General features: G+C 39.6%; 17 protein-coding genes. 11 read left to right on the forward strand and 6 right to left on the reverse strand.

What is annotated here, in order from left to right; all coding sequences use genetic code 11:
- Window positions 1-267: 267 nt before the first annotated feature.
- A complete protein-coding gene (locus BM176_RS28380; protein WP_090107779.1) occupies window positions 268-1,227 on the forward strand; it encodes a hypothetical protein in 960 nt (319 codons plus the stop codon).
- Between the two features lie 349 nt (window positions 1,228-1,576).
- Here BM176_RS28380 and BM176_RS28385 read toward each other — a convergent pair whose 3' ends face one another.
- Window positions 1,577-2,536 carry a DUF6544 family protein gene (locus tag BM176_RS28385; protein ID WP_218162297.1) on the reverse strand — a complete coding sequence of 320 codons (960 nt, stop codon included), beginning with the start codon at window positions 2,534-2,536 and terminating at the stop codon, window positions 1,577-1,579.
- A 1,371-nt stretch (window positions 2,537-3,907) separates the two neighbouring features.
- On the opposite strand from BM176_RS28385, the gene BM176_RS28395 reads away from it, so the two are divergent.
- From BM176_RS28395 to BM176_RS28410, 4 genes are all read left to right on the forward strand, one after another.
- Complete coding sequence (locus BM176_RS28395; protein ID WP_090107782.1) at window positions 3,908-4,489, forward strand: Crp/Fnr family transcriptional regulator; 582 nt, start codon at window positions 3,908-3,910, stop codon at window positions 4,487-4,489.
- Window positions 4,490-4,572: 83 nt separating this feature from the next.
- Window positions 4,573-5,463, forward strand: coding sequence for an MBL fold metallo-hydrolase (locus tag BM176_RS28400; protein WP_090107783.1), 891 nt, complete (start codon window positions 4,573-4,575; stop codon window positions 5,461-5,463).
- A 68-nt stretch (window positions 5,464-5,531) separates the two neighbouring features.
- A complete protein-coding gene (locus tag BM176_RS28405) occupies window positions 5,532-5,921 on the forward strand; it encodes a nuclear transport factor 2 family protein (protein ID WP_090107803.1) in 390 nt (129 codons plus the stop codon).
- A 208-nt stretch (window positions 5,922-6,129) separates the two neighbouring features.
- Window positions 6,130-7,236 carry a pectate lyase family protein gene (locus BM176_RS28410; RefSeq protein WP_090107784.1) on the forward strand — a complete coding sequence of 369 codons (1,107 nt, stop codon included), beginning with the start codon at window positions 6,130-6,132 and terminating at the stop codon, window positions 7,234-7,236.
- A gap of 121 nt (window positions 7,237-7,357) precedes the next feature.
- On the opposite strand, the gene BM176_RS28415 is transcribed toward BM176_RS28410, so the two are convergent.
- Genes BM176_RS28415 through BM176_RS28425 form a run of 3 tightly spaced genes read right to left on the reverse strand, consistent with a single transcriptional unit; the run spans window position 7,358 to window position 9,087 of the window.
- Complete coding sequence (locus BM176_RS28415; protein WP_090107785.1) at window positions 7,358-7,759, reverse strand: PaaI family thioesterase; 402 nt, start codon at window positions 7,757-7,759, stop codon at window positions 7,358-7,360.
- 27 nt (window positions 7,760-7,786) lie between these two features.
- Entirely contained in the window at window positions 7,787-8,110 is a 324-nt protein-coding gene (locus BM176_RS28420) for a cupin domain-containing protein (protein ID WP_090107786.1), read from the reverse strand.
- Window positions 8,111-8,139: 29 nt separating this feature from the next.
- The gene (locus BM176_RS28425) at window positions 8,140-9,087 is read right to left on the reverse strand and encodes a bifunctional helix-turn-helix transcriptional regulator/GNAT family N-acetyltransferase (RefSeq protein WP_090107787.1); all 948 of its coding nucleotides are present in this window, start codon (window positions 9,085-9,087) and stop codon (window positions 8,140-8,142) included.
- 144 nt (window positions 9,088-9,231) lie between these two features.
- Between BM176_RS28425 and BM176_RS28430 the strand changes: the two genes are divergently transcribed.
- Window positions 9,232-9,468 carry a hypothetical protein gene (locus BM176_RS28430; RefSeq protein ID WP_090107788.1) on the forward strand — a complete coding sequence of 79 codons (237 nt, stop codon included), beginning with the start codon at window positions 9,232-9,234 and terminating at the stop codon, window positions 9,466-9,468.
- Between the two features lie 5 nt (window positions 9,469-9,473).
- Here the strand turns inward: BM176_RS28430 and BM176_RS28435 are convergent, their stop codons facing one another.
- Window positions 9,474-10,361, reverse strand: coding sequence for a helix-turn-helix domain-containing protein (locus BM176_RS28435; RefSeq protein WP_090107789.1), 888 nt, complete (start codon window positions 10,359-10,361; stop codon window positions 9,474-9,476).
- A 232-nt stretch (window positions 10,362-10,593) separates the two neighbouring features.
- Between BM176_RS28435 and BM176_RS28440 the strand changes: the two genes are divergently transcribed.
- The 5 genes from BM176_RS28440 (at window position 10,594) to BM176_RS28460 (ending at window position 18,904) form a co-directional block, all read left to right on the forward strand.
- Complete coding sequence (locus BM176_RS28440; protein ID WP_090107790.1) at window positions 10,594-13,764, forward strand: SusC/RagA family TonB-linked outer membrane protein; 3,171 nt, start codon at window positions 10,594-10,596, stop codon at window positions 13,762-13,764.
- A gap of 19 nt (window positions 13,765-13,783) precedes the next feature.
- Window positions 13,784-15,421: a RagB/SusD family nutrient uptake outer membrane protein gene (locus BM176_RS28445; RefSeq protein ID WP_090107791.1), complete on the forward strand. Its 1,638-nt coding sequence runs from the start codon at window positions 13,784-13,786 to the stop codon at window positions 15,419-15,421.
- A 50-nt stretch (window positions 15,422-15,471) separates the two neighbouring features.
- Window positions 15,472-16,509, forward strand: a complete 1,038-nt coding sequence (locus BM176_RS28450) for an IPT/TIG domain-containing protein (RefSeq protein WP_090107792.1) — start codon at window positions 15,472-15,474, stop codon at window positions 16,507-16,509.
- Window positions 16,510-16,520: 11 nt separating this feature from the next.
- On the forward strand, window positions 16,521-17,663 hold the full coding sequence (locus tag BM176_RS28455) for a glycoside hydrolase family 26 protein (protein WP_090107793.1): 1,143 nt from the start codon (window positions 16,521-16,523) through the stop codon (window positions 17,661-17,663).
- Window positions 17,664-17,731: 68 nt separating this feature from the next.
- Complete coding sequence (locus BM176_RS28460) at window positions 17,732-18,904, forward strand: glycoside hydrolase family 130 protein (protein ID WP_090107794.1); 1,173 nt, start codon at window positions 17,732-17,734, stop codon at window positions 18,902-18,904.
- A gap of 230 nt (window positions 18,905-19,134) precedes the next feature.
- Here BM176_RS28460 and BM176_RS32800 read toward each other — a convergent pair.
- On the reverse strand, window positions 19,135-19,326 hold a 192-nt coding region (locus BM176_RS32800), incomplete at its 5' end, for a hypothetical protein (RefSeq protein WP_218162298.1).

The raw sequence follows: 19,326 nt of genomic DNA on the forward strand, positions 1-19,326 counted from the left end.
ACTTATACACATTTATTTAATTGGCGAGGCAAAGAACCGAAAGACTATCAAAAAAAACAAACAGGACTCAGTCCAAATTAAGACGAAGCATTTAAAATTTGCCAGCGAAATCAGCGCAATAATACCAGCATAATAACACCTTATTATCATGAGCGAATACACGCGAAATCAACAATTTTATTGCATTTGTTTAAATATTTTTATTCCATAAATATTGATATTTTTATTCTGATATACCGTTTAGTCATTTTTAACTCACATTAACCAATGAAGTTAACCAATTTAGCAGCATCTGCTCTCTTAGTACTATTAGCCTCCTGCTCAAAGCAAGAAACTACACTTTTAAAATTTGACAGATCATTAGCCATTGTAGTAAAACCTGCTGAAGGAGATGGTGTACCCGTAAGTGGTGCAACTGCCGCCACTTTCTTAGCAGCCAAGACCTGGGTGTTATTTGAGCAGTTTAACAGTTACAGTAGCGGAACACCATCTGTCGTATTTAAGTATAACCGTTCCAGTAATAGTACGGTTGCAAATTTACAATCCCAACTCAACTTCACACAGTCGGGTACTTTAAGCCAGACAGGCACCTATACTGTAAAAAATGCTGCCGGCACAACGGTGGTAGATCAGGGCACATGGAGTTTGACAACAACCAGCGGACTTCATGTGGTAAGCATGACCTCTACTACCATTGCTAATCTTAAGCATACTTTTGATCTGCAGGTTGTAGATTCTTATAATCTGACGGTGTACGACGAAATCTCCAACAGCTATTCTGTGTTTTATTCTTCTACTAATGTGCCCGGCAACAATAGTACCAGCACAACAGCAGCTATGTTAACTGCCGGAGGCTGGAAGTATAAAAACTATTACGAGAATTATCTTACTGTTCCATGCACGCTGGCTTACAGAGAGAACAGAATTTCTCCGGTGACTGCATTACCTGCCAGTTCCAGCAAATTCGGCTTTTACTATAGATTTGCAGCGGATGGTACTTATACGCAGATAACCGGCACTACCACCTCGGTGTATACATATGGCGTATGGACGTTAACAGATAATAACACCAAATTGCATCTGCAAAACACAACCGTTCCTTCCACGCCGGAAGTGATATATAACATCGCACTGCTGACCGATCAAACTCCAAGACGATTTGAATTCAGCGATGCATCGAATGGTAATCTTTATTCAGAGATGATAAATAATTCAGGTATATACTAATAGATATACTAAGACGTTTATGATTTATTAAGCGGCATGATTCCGGTACAATCCGAAATCATGCCGCTTATTTTTGTTTTATTACTTACTATCGTCTGATACAATAATAATTTTGAGCACACTCTTTTAATAGTTCCACCACTTTCTCAACATAGTTCTGTTCCTCCAACTGATTTTCTCAGGGAATTATAATAAGTGGGTTTAAATCACACGTTTAATCGTGTGAAACAGTCGCATGTCTTCCCTTAACTGGTTTGAAAACTCTCCAATCCGGTTCACGAAAGGTGCGAGTAATCGCACCTTTTTCTGAAATCCCGATGCATTTCATAGAAATCTATCACAGAGAATATCAGAATTTTTCCGGTTTGTTATACTCTATCATTTTCAGATTAAACCTGGCATAACTGAAGTCGCCTTCTTCTAATTTCCATAGAGCCTCAATAATAGTTGGCACTTTTATTCCGTTCAAATCCTTGTAATTAGTTAATTTACCAATCCAGGTTTCCATATTTCCATTTCCCATAAATCGTTTTGTTTCGATCTCTATTATTTCTCCTGTATCATTAAAAGTAGTTATGTAAAATATTGATAGCCCATTGTATTTGAAAGTTAATTTTGCAGTATGATTGTCAATTGTTGTCCATTGTAATTTTTGACTGGGTAATAAGTTGGTTGGAAACCAAACACTTTCGGCAAGCCATCGAAGCAACTCTCCCTGATTAAATTTCTCTCCTTGTCCATTTACAATATTAAATAGGGAAAAAAGTGAAACAACAAGTCTTCCTTTGCCTGCAATATACATGTCACGGGCAGTAAACATAGTAGTTTTACCCTTCCATATAAAGCCGGGATTTTCGGTAGTGAAATATTGTTCCCCTTTTATGCTCAGCCATTTTTTATCCAGGCCGGTTTTAAATAGTCCATCATGTGTAAGCCTCGCATAATTTATATAAAGTTGTCCCTCTTTTAATACATGCCTGAAATAGCGTTGTACCGGTTCAGGCAAATTAGATAATTGTTTATAACTGAATGTTTCGTTGGAAATACTCTTCGATTGAGAAAAAAGTTCCTTTACCTCTTTGTCAAACCGGAGAGACAAATTTATTTCCCCTATAATGAGCACCATTATGAAAATAATAAGTATTGAAAGAGTAATTAACATGAAGGGAGATTTTTCTAACATCGACAAAGGTATTCGCAACAATTTTCCGGAGGGTGAAATAATCAAAGATCCACCGCCTGTGATCGCTCCTATTCCAAGAAATAATAATAAAAAGAGAAGAATATTTCGTGGTGTTTCTATTTTCATAATTATCGGTTTGTTATTCTATAAATAAGCAGGATAACGATGAGTATAAAAATAATTGTATAAATAAGTTTGTTATACTTTGCTAACCAGTTGGGCAAAAAAATATCAAAGTTGTCTTTGGTAGAATTGGAATATCTGCGCGCAATTATTGTAAGAGGGCATTTGTTTTTGAAGATAAGTAAAATGCATCCTTCTATCAGGATAATACCAACACCAATCCAAACTAATTTGTCAATTTTATTGGAGATAACAGCGTAAAATAAGTAGAATATTACAACATTAAAAAAAAACCAAATTACTGTATGTATGATTTTGATGATGGTTAGTTTTGATAACACTATCATAAACTTTATTTTTTTTGGAGTATAATAATGATTCTATAACTTAAGCTTATTGCGTTGTTTATTCAATTATCAGGTTGGTGATCAACTAACTACTTAGATATCTTCTATTTACGCAATTTAGTCATTATCAATTGATTAAACGCATATACTTGTTTCACACTCAGCTTTAGTTGGTTTGAAAACTCCCCAGTCCGGTTCACTAGACAGGACAAGACGGAATTCTTCCTCTTGTCCTGTTTTTTTGGGCGCCGAGGGCCATTATAGCCCGAACTACAACTCCTATTCACAAAAAAAACATTGAAGACTGAGGCGTCGTTAACATAATTTTTATTAATTTCAATAACATAAATAAAGTTCGTTAACCTTATAAGGTAAAAATGCTGAACAACTACCCTATGGCATTGCCCCCAGCTAAAGACAAGGGTGGATAATTTTAAATATTATCACTTATGAAGAAGTTAAAAGCACAGAAAAAACTACAGTTAAATCCCATTAAAATTTCCAGACTTAATAACGTGAGATTAGCATCAGATACACCGGCTGCAAGCAACGCCTCTACTTGTCAGGTGTCTTGTGGTGTTGAATGCAGTGTGATCACCTGTACGGATGTAGTATGCCGAATTGGTTGAGCAACACCTGTCTCCATCAGGTTGCGAATAAAAGAGGGTGTATTCTATGTTGAAAAAGAAGCCCTCTTGGAAAAAGTTAAAAGAACTTTAAGGCTGGCCTTTTTAGACCAGCTTTTATTTTATTATTCCTATAAAAAGAATCTTCTCTAAGCAGACAAATGTAAGCTGCAATTTCTTGTATCATTTTCTATAGGATGCCACATGCAAATATTGTGGCTAATTCATTCCTGCTCTAATCTTAAGTCCAAAAGCATACTCCAATGTGAGGTTCTTAACCTAATTGCGACCGTGGTATCTTACTTAACTTCTTTGAAACGAAAACAAACACAAAAGAACTTGATAGATACGAATTAACGGAAACAAGGTATATTAGTGGGAATTTTGATAGACCTCACAATATGACAGAACTTCTCAAACAAAATATTGCCAAACATATTTCTCTTTCTGAAAAAGCAACAGAAGTGTTTTGTAATTTATTCCAACAGAAGTTAATTAAGAAAAAGAGTTTTTTATTAAAAGAGGGTGAAATATGCAAGTTTGAAGGTTTTGTTACCAAAGGACTCTTTCGTGTGTATCATATTGACAAAAGCGGTGCTGAGCAAATACTTTATTTTGCCATAGAAAATTGGTGGATCACTGATATTGATAGCTTTACTAATGGTTTACCATCCCAACTTTTTATTGAAGCGCTTGAAGATAGCGAGGTGCTTTTAATTTCAAAAAAAGATAAAGAGTTTGCATACGCAAATTTGCCTGAAATTGAGAAGTTATTCAGGGTAATGACTCAAAAAACGCATGTTGCTCTCCAAAGAAGAATGATAGATAATCTGAGCAAAACTGCCGATCAGCGCTATCTTGATTTTATAGAAAAATATCCTAAGATTTATCAACGACTTTCTAATCTTCAAATAGCTGCTTACTTAGGTATCAGCCACGAGTTCCTGAGTAAAATAAGAAAAAAGATAGCTGGCAAAAAATAATGTGATTTTCATTTATTGAACTTGTTCAATGTTTTTATGCATTGGATGATAGCATCTTTGCGTCATCATTTAAAACAATACAGATGAAACATGTCCTTTCAATAGCATTATTAACAACTTTAATCTTATTCAAAATGGATGTTCAGGCACAAAGTTTCAAGGTTATTGAAACTGACAAATTAAAACTGCAGGTTTACAACGCATCGGAAAATAGTTTTGGCGTAGCCTCAGTCATCATATCTGGGAAAACCGATGCGGTATTAATTGATGCGCAATTTACATTGGCGGACGCTGAAACAGTAGCGCAAGAAATTAAAAAAACAGGTAAAAAGCTGACCGCAATTTATGTTTCTCACGGTGACCCCGATTTTTATTTCGGGTTAGAGGTATTCAAGAAGTATTTTCCGGAAGTAACTGCTTATGCCTCGCCAGCAACTGTAGACCATATCAAAGCTACTGCTCAGAAAAAATTAGAGGTTTGGGGTGAAAGGCTTGGCAAAAACATCACATCAAACGTCGTTTTACCACAGGTTTTAAAAGGAAACAGTATTGATTTAGAAGGGCAGAAATTAGAAATCATTGGCTTAGAAGAATTTCCAACTACAACTTTTGTTTGGATACCTTCCATAAAAGCAGCAGTAGGTGGAATAAACGTTTTCGGAACTAGTTTCCACCTTTGGATGGCAGATGCAGCAACAGTTAAAGCCCGTGAACAATGGATATCAGTTTTGGACAAAATTGAATCACTTCAACCAGCGATTGTAGTTCCCGCTCATGGTAAATCTGAAACAGCATTTGATTTGACAACAGTCAGGCATACAAAAAGTTATATCCAATTCTACGAACAGGCATTGAAAACCAATAAAACATCAGAAACTCTGATAGCTACATTGAAATCAAAATACCCAACCCTTACTTTTGAAACTGCTCTGCAAATAGGTGCAAAAGTAAACACAGGTGAAATGAAATGGTAAAATCAACAATCATCTTCAGCCTGGCAACGCTTATAGCTTTGTCGGGCTGTTCTTTAAATAAAAACAAAATGACAAATTTAGAGATAGTAAGGAGCACTTACGAGGGGAAAACTTCAGAAGAGAATGGTAAGAATCTTGCTGAGCATGTAGCGGAAAATATTACCTGGACTGAAGCCAGGGGTTTTCCATATGCAGGTACTTATATTGGTTTGGAAAGTATTACCAGGAATGTATTTAGCCGATTAGGTAGTGAATGGATAGATTATAAATTTACGCCGGAAGACTATGTTGCTAGTGAAAATAAGGTTGTTGCCTATGGTACTTACACGGGTACCTACAAAGCCTCGGGCAGGTATTTTGAGGCAAGAGTTGCTCATGTTTGGAAATTGAAGGATGGAAAAATTATAAGTTTTGAGCAATTCGTTGACAGTCAAACTGTGAACAATGCAATGAAGTAAACTACCATATCAGATTATTGCCATTCCTCTGTATTAAGCCTAATTGTAACCGGGATCGATTGCGTTAATATTTTTAGCAGATTTAGCTTTTTTCTAATTTATGTTTTATACTTTGAATAAGAAAAATTGCTTAGCACTGTCGAGTATCTGATACCTAGTTAAAGCCCCATTAGTTAACTGAATTCCATAACGTGAAAAAAACATTAAAATGAAAACAACCTATTTTAGTTCTTTAGCCATAATTATAGCGATGGCTTGTATTTCCTTAAGTTGCAAGAAGAGCCAGGGGGAAAACACCGATTTAAAACCTCTCACAATGGGAGCTGCACAAGCAGCTGCTGCGGCTTGTTCTGCACAGGGATGGGCATCTCAAAACGGAGGAACAACAGGTGGGGGTACAGCCACTGCTACCGTTGTCACAACTTATGCCACCTTAAAGGCTGCCATACAAAATACCAGTGTGAAAGTAATACAGGTAAATGGCACCATTACAATACCTTCAGGAGGAAGAATTTCCTTCCAGGATCAAACAGGAAAAACAATCTTTGGTTCATCTGGTGCGAAACTGGTTTCGGCAGATCAAACCAAGGATAACTCCGGTATTATCTACGTGAAACGATGTAATAATATTATTATTCGTAATCTTACTTTTGAAGGACCAGGTGCATATGACGTTGATGGTTGGGATAACGCAACTATAGATGCCAGTAATAATGTATGGGTAGACCATTGCGAGTTCAGAGATGGGGTTGACGGCAACTTCGATATCAAAAACACGGCTGATTATATTACGGTTTCCTATTGCAAATTCGCGTACTTAAAACCACCAAAAGCGGGTGGTTCTGGCGGCTCCGATGATCATCGTTTCTCAAATTTAATCGGGTCAAGTGATGGCGCAACAGCCGACAGAGGTCACCTCCGTATTACGTTTGCACGTTGCTGGTGGGCGCAGGGCTGCGTAGCCAGAATGCCACGGGTAAGATTTGGTAAAGTACATATAGTGAACAGTTACTTTAATAGTACGGCAAGTAGTTATTGTATTCAAGCCGGTTTTGAGGCGAATCTGTTAATAGCGTCGAACGTTTTTGAAAATGTTAAGACTCCAATTGATTTAATGTCCAAAACTTCTACCGCAGTTCAGGTTACAGGTAATACGTTCACAAGTGTAACCGGAAACACAGCTGGTAATGGCGTTACAGCCTTTACGCCGCCTTACAGTATTTCAATACTAAGTGCTTCCAGCGTTAAATCTACGGTAACGGCATCAAATGGTGCCGGAGCTACACTATCCGGTAATACCTGTACTTCTATATAATTCTTTTGTTAGGTGCTTTGACAATAACAACAGGGTTTTAACTAAAGGTCAGATCACAAACTAAGGGTTCCAACAAAATGTCAAGAGGCTGGATCGTTTCTGATCCAGCCTTTTTTGTGTGTCAGGCATGTACTGCAATCATTGTTGCTGTCATCCTGGCTATTAATTTCTCTTCGTTCTTATCAAAGACATATCCTTCGCAAATTGTCAGAGTTTTGCCGGATTGCAAAACTTTTCCTATAGCAATGAGTGCTGGCGTATGAGCAGGTTTCAGAAAATTGATTTTGAATTCAACAGTAAGAACTTCTGAATTATCAGGCATCATTGTGAGTGCTGCATAGCCACAAGCGGTATCTACGATACTTGTCGCTACGCCAGCATGAAAAAAGCCGTGTTGTTGTGTCAGGGCTTCTGAAAATTCGCAAGTGATTTTGACCTGCCCTTTTTCCACCTCTATCAATTGAGCATTCAAAGTTTGCATCAAGCCTTGTTTAACAAAACTCTCTTTTATTGCTTCATACATGGTGGTCAAATTTTTTGATGGATAAACCTATAGATAGTCCTGCCTTATTGGAGTAAACACATCTACAACCTCGCCTGCTTCTATAATTTCAATAGAATGTTCAACGTTGGCAGGAATGGAATAGGAATCTCCCGGAGTTAATAAAAATTCTTCTCCACCGAATTTCAATTTGTATTTGCCGGATACAACATAACCACTCTGTTCGTTGGGGTGTTTATGAAAAGGAACAGAATCTGTTGGTTTATATAACATCTTGGTTACCATGGAATCTTTCCCAATAGAAAGAACTACAAAATCAACTCCCAGAAACTGTCTTGGAGTAGCGTTCTCCTTTTTTACTACATTTTTCATATTCTTGATGTTTAAAAGTAAAGCATTGTTCAAAATCTTAACTCCATTTGGATGTTGCATCTTTCATAAGGAGTTGCCCGGCCGATAACTTTCTTAAACCCTAACTTCTGATAAAGATTTATGGCGGCTTTCAGGTCAGTGTTACTTTCCAGATAGATGGTTTTTGCACCCAGAGCTTTAGCTTTATCAATGATCGCCTGCCCCAAAAGCCAGCCGATATTTTTGCCTTGTGCTTTTGGAGAAACAGCCATTTTAGCCAGTTCATAATCATAAAGGGGATCGTTCATCTTGACAAGCGCGCAAACACCAACCGGCTCTTCATTGTATAGTGCCACGAAAATTTCACCGCCTTTATCAAGGATATACTCCTTCGGATGATCCAGTGCTTTATAATCCGCTTCCTCCATCTTAAAAAAAGTAGAGATCCATTCTTCATTAAGTTTTTTAAATGCTTCAGCATATATAGGCTCGTAGGGCACTATATTTACCAGTGCACTTTCACGCTGCTTTTTCTGTTCTATTACATACCGGTACAAACTTTTTTGATTCAACAGGAACTCCCACTCTTCAATAGCCTTCCAGAGGTCATGCTTTGCACTACTCAGTATTGCCTCCACAGCGTTCGTTACATCAGTATATTGATCTTTAATCTTCTCCGTCAATTCCTTGCCTTTTTTAGACAGGCTTACCACATTTTTACGACCGTCTTGTTTGTCCTTTTTCTCAATTATCAGACCCTTTTTAGCCATTTCAGTAACGATCTTACTAACAGAAGGATGCGAATGGCCGATTTGCTGGGCGATTTCAGTAATTGTGAAATTTCCATTCGAGAGAATATGAAAAACAGGAAACCACTTCGGCTGTAAGTCGATTTCGTAAAGCTTGTAGATATCAGCAGCGTCGGTTGTTATTTTATCTGTAAGGAGACGAAGCCGGCTGCCAATAGCCATTTTTCCTATTTGATCAAAAAACTCCATATAAGTATCTATTTACGTAACCAGTTACGCAAATGTACAAATTTTCTTTAAAAACCAAGTTTTGGGACAAATTGATACTCCGGAAAATAATTACAAATACTCCGTTGGCGTATATTTTGTGGGATAATAACTAAATCTGTTTTTATGCTTAGGAATTCCACTTTTTCGGTAATTACGGTGACTATTTACCTGGTGGTTTATTGTTTCCTGCTGCAAATTGAACGTACACAATGGTTGGGTTTTCTGATGTTCACACTTTCACCAATCCTTGTGATATGGATGGTTTATACAGTATTGAAATATGGGGTATATAATGGTCGTGAGCTTGCAGAGGGAGAAGAATATGGTTATCAGGATAAAATAATAAAACATGAGGGATAGGAACGTTATACAAACGTTCTTACCCCTGAAGAAGAAGTATATGCCAGTCGAAACTCTTTCGGTGTACAATCTTTCTTTTTTCTGAAGATGCGGTTAAAGTTCGAGATGTTATTGAACCCGCATTTATAGGCTATCTCATTAATGCCGTGAGTGGTTTCTATCAGCATCCGGGATGCATGTCCCAGACGTATCTCAATGAGTGTATCCACAAATGTTTTGCCGATTTTCAGCTTGAAGAAACGGCTAAAAGATACATTTGTCATAGCCGCAATTTTCGCTGCCTCACTCAGACTTACATTTTTATCGAAGTTATCATTCAGATATTTCATGATCTTCTCAATCCGTCGACTGTTATAGGATAACGTTTCCGTATTACGGAAACTGGCGTCTGATAATATGCGGATATTACGGGAGATGGAAAGATCATGTAGTATAGACATCAGTTCCAGTACGGAATCAAACCCCTGTTTTTGTGGCAATAATACCAGTCTGGGCAGAATAGAAGTGATTGTTTCCCGCGAAAAGAGGATTCCCCTCAAAGAGCGTTCAAGCAAACTCCGGATAAAGCTCATCTGGTTACGCTGTAAGAATTTATCATCAAACAGGTCGCGGTGAAATTGTACAGTGATCTCTTTTACGATACCGCCCTGGTGTTTGTTGGTAAACCAGCCGTGTTGCAGGTTTGGACCTACCAATACCAGTTCCAGGTCATTAATCTCCTCCATATGATCTCCTATGATACGTTTGGCTCCCGTAGCATGCTGGATAAAGTTCAACTCAAACTCTTCGTGATAATGTAATGGAAAATCGAACACCGTTTTCTCTCTTGCAAAGAGCGTAAAACAATCATTTTGTGTAAGTGGTGTTATTTCCCTTAACAGCTTTCCCCCCATAAATAAAATATTATACGGGTGCAAGATATCCAGTTTTTGGCAATTAAAGTATAGTAATGGTGTAATAAAGTATTAATTGAATATAATGCCAATAGTTATATAAGGCTATGCTATACTGTAGTTTCAAGCCATTGATTTTTAATTTGACAGAATTAATACCTGTTAATGATAAAAAAGTATTATTTATGAGTTCTAAATAAGAGCATCTTTGTTGTAAATAAGTACACACGTTATGAATAAGTATCTACTAAGGGAGTTCCCAATCATTCTTTTATGTGTATTCTTTCATCTGACCGCCTTTTCGCAGGAAAGGAAGGTGACTGGTACTGTAAAAGATGAGAAGGGAACTCTGCTTCCGGGGGCGACAGTACTGGTGAAGGGCCTTAAAGTGGCGACCAGTACAGATTTTAATGGCAATTTCTCACTGAATGTCCCAGATGGCAGTAAAGCGCTGGTTATTTCCTTTGTCGGCATGCAGTCTCAGGAAGTTCAACTGGGTAAAAAAAGCACTTTTGATATCACTTTAAGTTTACAGTCTACAGCGTTAAATGATCTGGTCGTGATCGGTTATGGTACTGTGAAAAAATCCGACCTCACCGGCTCTGTTCAAAAGATTGGCCGGGAAGACCTGATCAGAAATACGCCTACGAATGCGCTGGAAGCACTGCAGGGTAAACTGGCGGGTGTAAATGTTACACAAAATGATGGTGCGCCCGGCGCCGGACTGAGCATCAGAATCAGGGGTTCTAACTCATTCCTGGGTGGTACAGAACCATTATATGTAATAGACGGTGTGCCTTTTAATAATAGCAGCAGCGGTTCTACACCGGCATCTATCGGCGATGATGAGAAACAAACTATCAATGCAATGTCTTTTGTAAATCCAAGCGATATTGAATCTATTGAAGTGTTGAAAGATGCGTCTGCTACCGCTATCTATGGTTCCCGTGGTGCGAATGGAGTTGTGCTGATCACTACCCGCAGGGGCCGTACAGGAAAAGATAAAGTGGAGTTAAATATCAATGTTGGAATGTCTGAAGTGTTTCGCAGAATAAAAGTGCTGAATGCACATAATTATGCGCTGTACCAGAACGAATCTTTCCAGAAGGAGAACGATATAGAAGGTACTACCTACGATCTTCCTTATCCGGGTAAGAATATGCCTGTTTCAGGTTACCCGGATTCTACCTATTATGCTCCCGGACCAGATGATTATGGTACTGGGACTGACTGGCAGGATCAAATCTTTCGCCACGCACTTTTCCAGAATTATTCAGTAAGTATTTCCGGTGGTAGTGATGCGGGTAATCATAGCCTGTCATTCAATTATCTGGATCAGGACGGTACAATTGTCAACTCTAATTTCAAGCGTTATAGTGTTAACCTGAACCTAAACAGGAACCTGGGTAAACATATTAAAATGGGTACAAGTACCATGCTGAGCCGCTCTATTATGAACGGTGTGAAAACAGGTACTACCAAAATTGACGATGTATCTGCCGGTGTGGTAAGATCTGCTTTGTCATTCCCTTCTACACAAGGATTGATAGATCCTGCTACCGGTGCTTTCTCCAGTATATTTTTTATTACAAACCCTTATGTATATACGAGGGATGTGCTGAATAAAGTATCAAGCATCAACATTTTTACATCCAACTACGCAGAAGCAGCTATTACAAAAGACCTGAAATTCCGTCAGAATATTGGTTTTAACTATGCCTATAACTTACGTGACCAATATTATCCAAGATCGGTGTATGAAGGACAAAGCGTAAAAGGCTGGGGACTGAAAGCGGATGATATCTGGAGTAGTGTAGTGTCTGAAAGTTTGCTCACCTACATGAAACAACTGAACAAACATTCCATCAATGTGGTTGCTGGTGCTACTTATGAGCGCACAGATGGACAGACTAAAAATATCCAGGCTAAAACATTCCCGAATGATCTCATGAAGAATGAAAACCTGTACGCAGGAGAGATACAGGTTACTCCTGTTAATAACAGGTATAGCGCCACACTGGTATCTGGTCTGATACGTGCTAACTATAACTACGATGACAGATACCTTTTAACGGCGTCTTTCCGTAGAGACGGATCCAGCAAATTCGGTAAAGATAATAAGTGGGCAAACTTCCCTTCTGTAGCATTAGCATGGAAGCTGGTGAATGAGTCTTTTATTAAAAGCGTACCGGCAATCAGTGATCTGAAACTACGTGGTAGCTATGGACAAACAGGTAACCAGGGTATTGGTTCCTATGCATCTTTATCCAAGCTGGCTGTATACAACTATATATTAGGTGGAAGTGTACAAACCGGCCTGGCAGACGATTATTATGCGGGACCTGCTAATGATAAACTGAAGTGGGAAACTACAGCTGCTTATAACGTGGGATTGGATTTAGGGCTGTTCACCAGAATCAATCTGCATGTGGATGCATATAAGAAGAAAACAAATGATCTGCTCCAGTATATTGTTACACCGAGTTCTACTGGCTTCGGTAAAGCCTTACGCAACTCTGGTTCTGTAGAGAATAAAGGTTTGGAAGTGGCATTGGATGGTAATCCGGTAAAAACAAAAAACTTTGAGTGGAATGTGAGTGCGAATATCGCATTCAACAGAAATAAGATCCTGAGCCTGGGAGGAGATGTGAAGGAACAGTTTGCAGATAATATCTCTACGGGAGATGCGCCTTTTATTCAGAAAGTAGGTCATCCTATTGGTGCATTGTATGGATATAAAGAAGATGGTTATTATGATAATGAAGCGGAAGTAAGAAGCGATCCTGCTTATAGTTCACAGTCTGATGCTATTGTGAAACGTACTGTTGGAGAAATAAAATACAAAGACATTGACGGAACTCCTGGTATCACTACAACTGACCGTACTTTTATTGGTAATGTAAATCCTAAATATACTTTCGGTATCACCAATAATTTCCGTTATAAAAACTGGGATTTCAGCATATTTATAAGTGGTGTGCAGGGAAATGATGTGATCAATATGAACTACCGTTTCTTTGGTAACATAGGAGACTATAAAAATATTACTCAGTCTATGTGGGATAACAGATGGCAGGAAGGAAAAGACAACAGTAATGCTGCATGGCCTAAAGCTATTCACCAGTTCTGGCGTACCATGTATTTCTCCCGCAGATATATTGAGGATGGTAGTTTTGTGAAGATCAAGAATGTGAACCTGGGGTACAATGTTCCGGTAAAGGTAACAGGTGTTTCTTCATTGCGTGTATCTCTGGCCGTTAATAACCTCTACACGTTCACAAAATATACAGGATATGACCCGGAAGTGAACGGGTTTGGCGATAATCCGGCTTTGTTTGGAGTAGACCTGGGTGGTTACCCTGGATCAAGAACTTACACTTTCAGTGTTCGTGCTAATTTCTAAACACGCAAAACTTATTAAAATGAAACGACTTCATATAAAATATTCCTTTTTATTGATAGCTGCTGCCGGGTTACTTTTTGCCACTTCCTGCAAAAAAGCACTGGAAGAAAAGGCTTACAGCTTTATTTCACCTGATGATTTTTATACCAGTGGCGACGATGCCAAAGTGGCCGTGAATGGTATTTATAGCGAACTCTATACCTATGACCTGTACCTGCAGCCATTCTGGAACCTCACACTCCTGGACGATGATCATGTTTCGGGAGCTGACTGGTACTTGGGTGCTGCGGGCGCGGGTAACCCACAATCTTACTGGGGGATAGATCGTCCATGGGCCGGGCTTTACCTGATCATTGCCCGTGCGAATACTGTACTGGAAAAAGTACCGGGTATTAAATCAAATATTACGGACGATCTGAGAAGCAGGGTGATGGGAGAAGCTTATTTTCTCCGCGGCTGGGCTTATTTCCAACTGGTACAGCTATACGGCGGAGTGCCATTGCGCATGCATTCACTGTCTGTAGATGCTAATCAGAATGTTCCCCGGTCTTCTGTAAAGGCTACATATGATACGATTATCAGTAATCTGAAAAGTGCCGAGTCTCATCTGTTCTATGCGAGCGATTCCCGTTCTGGTGAAACGGGCCGTGTAAATAAAGGTGTTGCACAAGGGTTCCTTGCCAAAGTATATGCTACTATGGGCTCCGGAGCGTTAACTGGTAGTATTACAGTTCGTGGTGGTCAGGATAATGCTTTTTATCCTTATACAAAAAATGTTGTGGCCGGATATGATTCATTAGATAGTAAAGCATGTTATACACTGGCCAGGGATAAAGCACTGGAACTGATAAACAGTGGCGAATATACGTTGTTTGATAACTGGGCTGATATATGGTCTAAATCCAACCGGAACCAGAAAGAACATATGTGGGAAATACAGTCGCTGGCTGGTTCTTCATTCCTTAATGATCTGCATGCTTATTTCACAGCTGGTTCTTATCCTTTTGGTTTGGGTGCGGTATGGATGACCAACGATCATTACAAAAATTATGAAGAAGATATTGATACCCGTGTACTTGATGGCGTTACACATCAGTTTACTGCATATCGTGCAGTAAGTGCAGGTACTAATTACTATTATCCTTCCTGGAAGTCGGCTAAATATAGTACCGATGCAGCTGGTAATTCTTATTATAATAATGGTGGTACAGACGACAAAGCTTTTGTGACCAAATTTAGCGATGTTAGCAGTCCTGAAGTGACTACAAGCGATGCCTTTTTTCCTGTGATGCGCTATTCTGAAGTGCTGCTATTATATGCAGAAGCAGAAAATGAAGTAGCTGGTCCGGATGCAGACGCTTACCAGTATTTGAATAAAGTACGGCAGAGATCTAAGGCAACAAATGCGCCTACCGGTCTTAGTCAGGATGAGTTCCGCAGTTTTGTACTGGAAGAACGTGGGCGTGAATTCTCATTGGAAAACATCCGTAAATACGACCTGTTACGCTGGGGAATCTATTTACAGGTGATGAATAAAATTTCATTGGGACAGAATAACATCTCCAAGGTAAGAACAAACAAAAACCTGTTGTTACCGATACCTACCAGTGAATTAAGCGCCAATTCAGCTATCACCAGTAACAATCCCGGCTGGTAAGGTCAGGATATATTGCATGAACATCAATCGTTGATCATAAATCTTTTTCAATGAAACAACTTATCTCCATCCGTCATCACCTTATTGTAAGGTTGTTCGCGATGCTTTATATCACACTCTGTTTTACCAGTTGTAAAAAAGATGAAACAGTAGATACCAGTGCACCTTTAATCAGTGCTGTTACTACCACTACCGATCGTACTACCAGCATTACTTCCGGTGCCTTATCGGCATGGGTGGAAATAAAAGGTTCGCACCTGGCTTCTGCACAGAAAGTATACTTTAATAATCTCCCGGTGGCTTCTACTGATTTTTATGCTACTGACTCTACAGTTACAGTTCAGATACCTGCAGCAATAGCAGATTCTGTAACCGGTAAAGTAAGCGTGATCACCAAATATGGTCAGGCTGATTTCGCTTTCACAGTTCAGATACCGGCTCCGATTATTTCTTCATTTGATCCTGGGACTGGTGATGCCGGTGCAACAGTGACTATCACGGGTAACTGGTTCCAGAATCTGCAAAGTGTAAAGATTGGTACCCTGGAAGCAACCATCGTTGCCAGCACGGATACGACTATACAGATAACAGTGCCCACCAGCATTGTGCCCGGATATATTTATGTAACAACTGCTACCGGTGGCACTACGAAATCTGCCAATGCATTTGGATTCAGTTATATGCTGTATGATGATGCCGCTAATGCCAGCTGGTGGTTTGGTAACTGGAGTTCTGATATGACACTTGGTAGTGCGGAACAGGCGAAGAGAGGAAGTAATTCTATCAAAGTTCAGTATACCGGTGGTTATGGTGGTTTTCAATGTGCGAGTACATTGGATGTTACCAGTTACCAGGGTATCAAAGTTTCTATATATGGTGGCAGTGGTACAAGAGGGATGCAGGTAAAACTATACATTAACGGGGTTTCCGGTACTGGCGTATTACTGGCTTTATCAGAAGGGGCATGGACGGATTATACTATTCCTTTCAGTCAACTGGGAAGTCCTTCCTCTCTCACTAATATCACTATTCAGGAATTCAGCAATAATAATAGCCTGATTTATATTGACGACCTCGGATTATTCTAAAAAGAAAAAGCATGATAAGAACCTTTCATAGGATTATTATTGGCCTGGGACTCACTGCTGCCGGTATTCCGGCAGCAGCACAGGAGCTGCCTTCCGATAAGCAGGCTACTAAAGAAACTGTAAACCTGTACCGGCATCTGAAAAAATTGCCCGAAAAAGGATTTTTGTTCGGGCATCAGGACGATCTGGCTTATGGTGTTAACTGGAAATATAAAGAAGGGAACAGTGATGTGAAGGAGGTGACTGGCGATTATCCGGCGCTGTATGGCTGGGATCTTAGTGGTATTGAATTGGACCGTGATGTGGATCTTGATGGTGTGCCATTTAAAAAGATGCGGCAATATATACAGCAGGGATATGAAAGAGGAGGCGTTATCACATTGAGCTGGCATATGGTCAGTCCTTCTGGAGCTCCTAAAGGGGCATGGGATACTACACATGGTACTGTTACCAGCATTTTACCCGGTGGAATCAACTACGAATTATACAAAGGCTGGCTCGATAAGGCAGCCACTTTTATCCAGTCACTCAAAGGCCGCAAAGGAGAACCTATTCCTATCCTTTTCCGCCCTTTTCATGAGCTGACAGGTAACTGGTTCTGGTGGGGACGTAATGCGTGTTCCGAGCAGGAATTTATTACCCTGTGGAGATTCACCATTTATTATCTGCAACAGGAGAAACACCTGCATAACCTTTTATACGTGTATAATACGGCGGGAGAATTTACAAAACAGGAGTTCTTATTGCGCTACCCTGGAGATGATATGGTGGACATAGTCAGCCTTGATACCTACCAGTATGATGATCCGCAAAAAAGCGATGGGTTTGTAAAAAATACATGCAAACAACTTGCATTGCTGGATAGTATAGCCACAGAGAAGAATAAAATATCTGCCCTGGGAGAAACAGGGTACGAGCAGATTCCATATGCTAACTGGTGGACGAAGACGCTACTGGAAGCTATTGGGAATAACAGGATTGCTTATGTGCTGTTATGGCGTAATGCAGGGTATAATGAGTATATGAAAAGGATGCATTATTATGTACCATATGCCGGGCAGGTATCCGCCAATGACTTTATAGAATTTTATAAGCACGATAAAACATTGTTTGAAAAAGAATCGGCAGCATTGAGTTTGTATTCCCAATTATAATGCTGCCATTATTATTCTGTATCTGGTATTAGAAATCTAAACAGCCGTGAGGCAACAAAAGTAAGTATATGAGTTTTAAAAAACGACTGGAAGCATTGGAACAGTCATTAGAAGAACTGTTAACCAGACCTAACAGGAAGGAGCCGTTGGGCAACGGTGTTTACGACAGATATGTGTATCCTGTACTAACGGCAGCACATACACCTATATTCTGGCGGTATGATCTGCGGGAATCTGTCAATCCTTTCCTGATGGAACGGTTTGGAATTAATGGTGTTTTTAACGCCGGAGCTATCAAATACAAGGATAAATATTTAATGGTAGCGAGGGTGGAAGGGATAGACCGTAAGTCATTCTTTGCAGTAGCAGAAAGTGATAATGGTATTGATAATTTCCGTTTCTGGGATGTCCCGGTGCAATTACCTGAAACAGCAGAACCAGATACGAATGTATATGATATCCGTTTGGTACAGCATGAAGATGGCTGGATATACGGTCTTTTTTGTACAGAAAGACGGGACCCCGCTGCTGCCCCCGGTGATCAGTCGGCCGCCGTTGCACAATGTGGTATTGTGCGGACAAAAGATCTGCTCCAGTGGGAGCGATTGCCCGATCTGAAAACACCTTCTCCGCAACAACGGAATGTGGTGTTACATCCTGAATTTGTACAGGGTAAATATGCTTTCTATACCCGTCCGCAGGATGGCTTTATCAGTACCGGCAATGGTGGTGGTATTGGCTTCGGTTTGGCAGATAATATGGAGAATGCAGTAATTCATGAAGAAAAGGTGATCAATCCTAAAGTATATCATACCGTATATGAAGGAAAGAACGGTTTAGGTCCTGCGCCGATCAAGACATCCATAGGCTGGTTACATCTGGCCCACGGCGTGCGTAATACGGCTGCAGGTTTGCGTTATGTATTATATATGTTTGTGACAGACCTGGCAGATGTTACCAAAGTGATTCACAAACCCGCGGGTTATTTCATGGCACCGGAAGGAGAGGAAAGAGTAGGAGATGTATCCAACGTACTTTTCAGTAATGGCTGGATTGCCGATGATAACGGTAATGTATATATCTATTATGCATCATCGGATACCCGTATGCATGTGGCTACTACTACTATCGCCAAACTGATGGATTATGCAGTGAATACACCGGAAGATGGCTTACGCTCTGCCGCTTCTGTGAAAACTATCAATCGCATCATTGAAAATAATGGGATTCTGGTTAAATAAAAGCCCTTTGGTTCAATAGGAGAAGGTGGATGACTACCCTGGATGTAGAACAACATCAGCAATAATAGTTTCTTAAAGTATCAGGCTGTATCGTAATTATGATACAGCCTGTTTTTATTTGGGATCATTGTCGTCTTAGCAATTATCAGAATTTTCTTATTATTTGGATCGATACCCCGTTTAAGTGATCCTCAATCCCCTTTTTTACTTGATAAATAGCTTTGCTTTCGTTAGCAACGAAATATGTTTTCATGTAAAGTGATGATATACAATGATATCTGTTTGAAATAATAGCCGAAGTATGTATGAAGCATAAATAAAGCATATCTCTTCCATATAACTAATCTCACGCAATCTCTTTTTTGAGCTGTTGGAGTTTCCTTTCCAGGTAGGCTATTTTTGCTTGTTGCCGCTTTTGTTTG

It is taken from the genome of Chitinophaga sp. CF118, from assembly GCF_900112615.1.
Taxonomy (GTDB): domain Bacteria; phylum Bacteroidota; class Bacteroidia; order Chitinophagales; family Chitinophagaceae; genus Chitinophaga.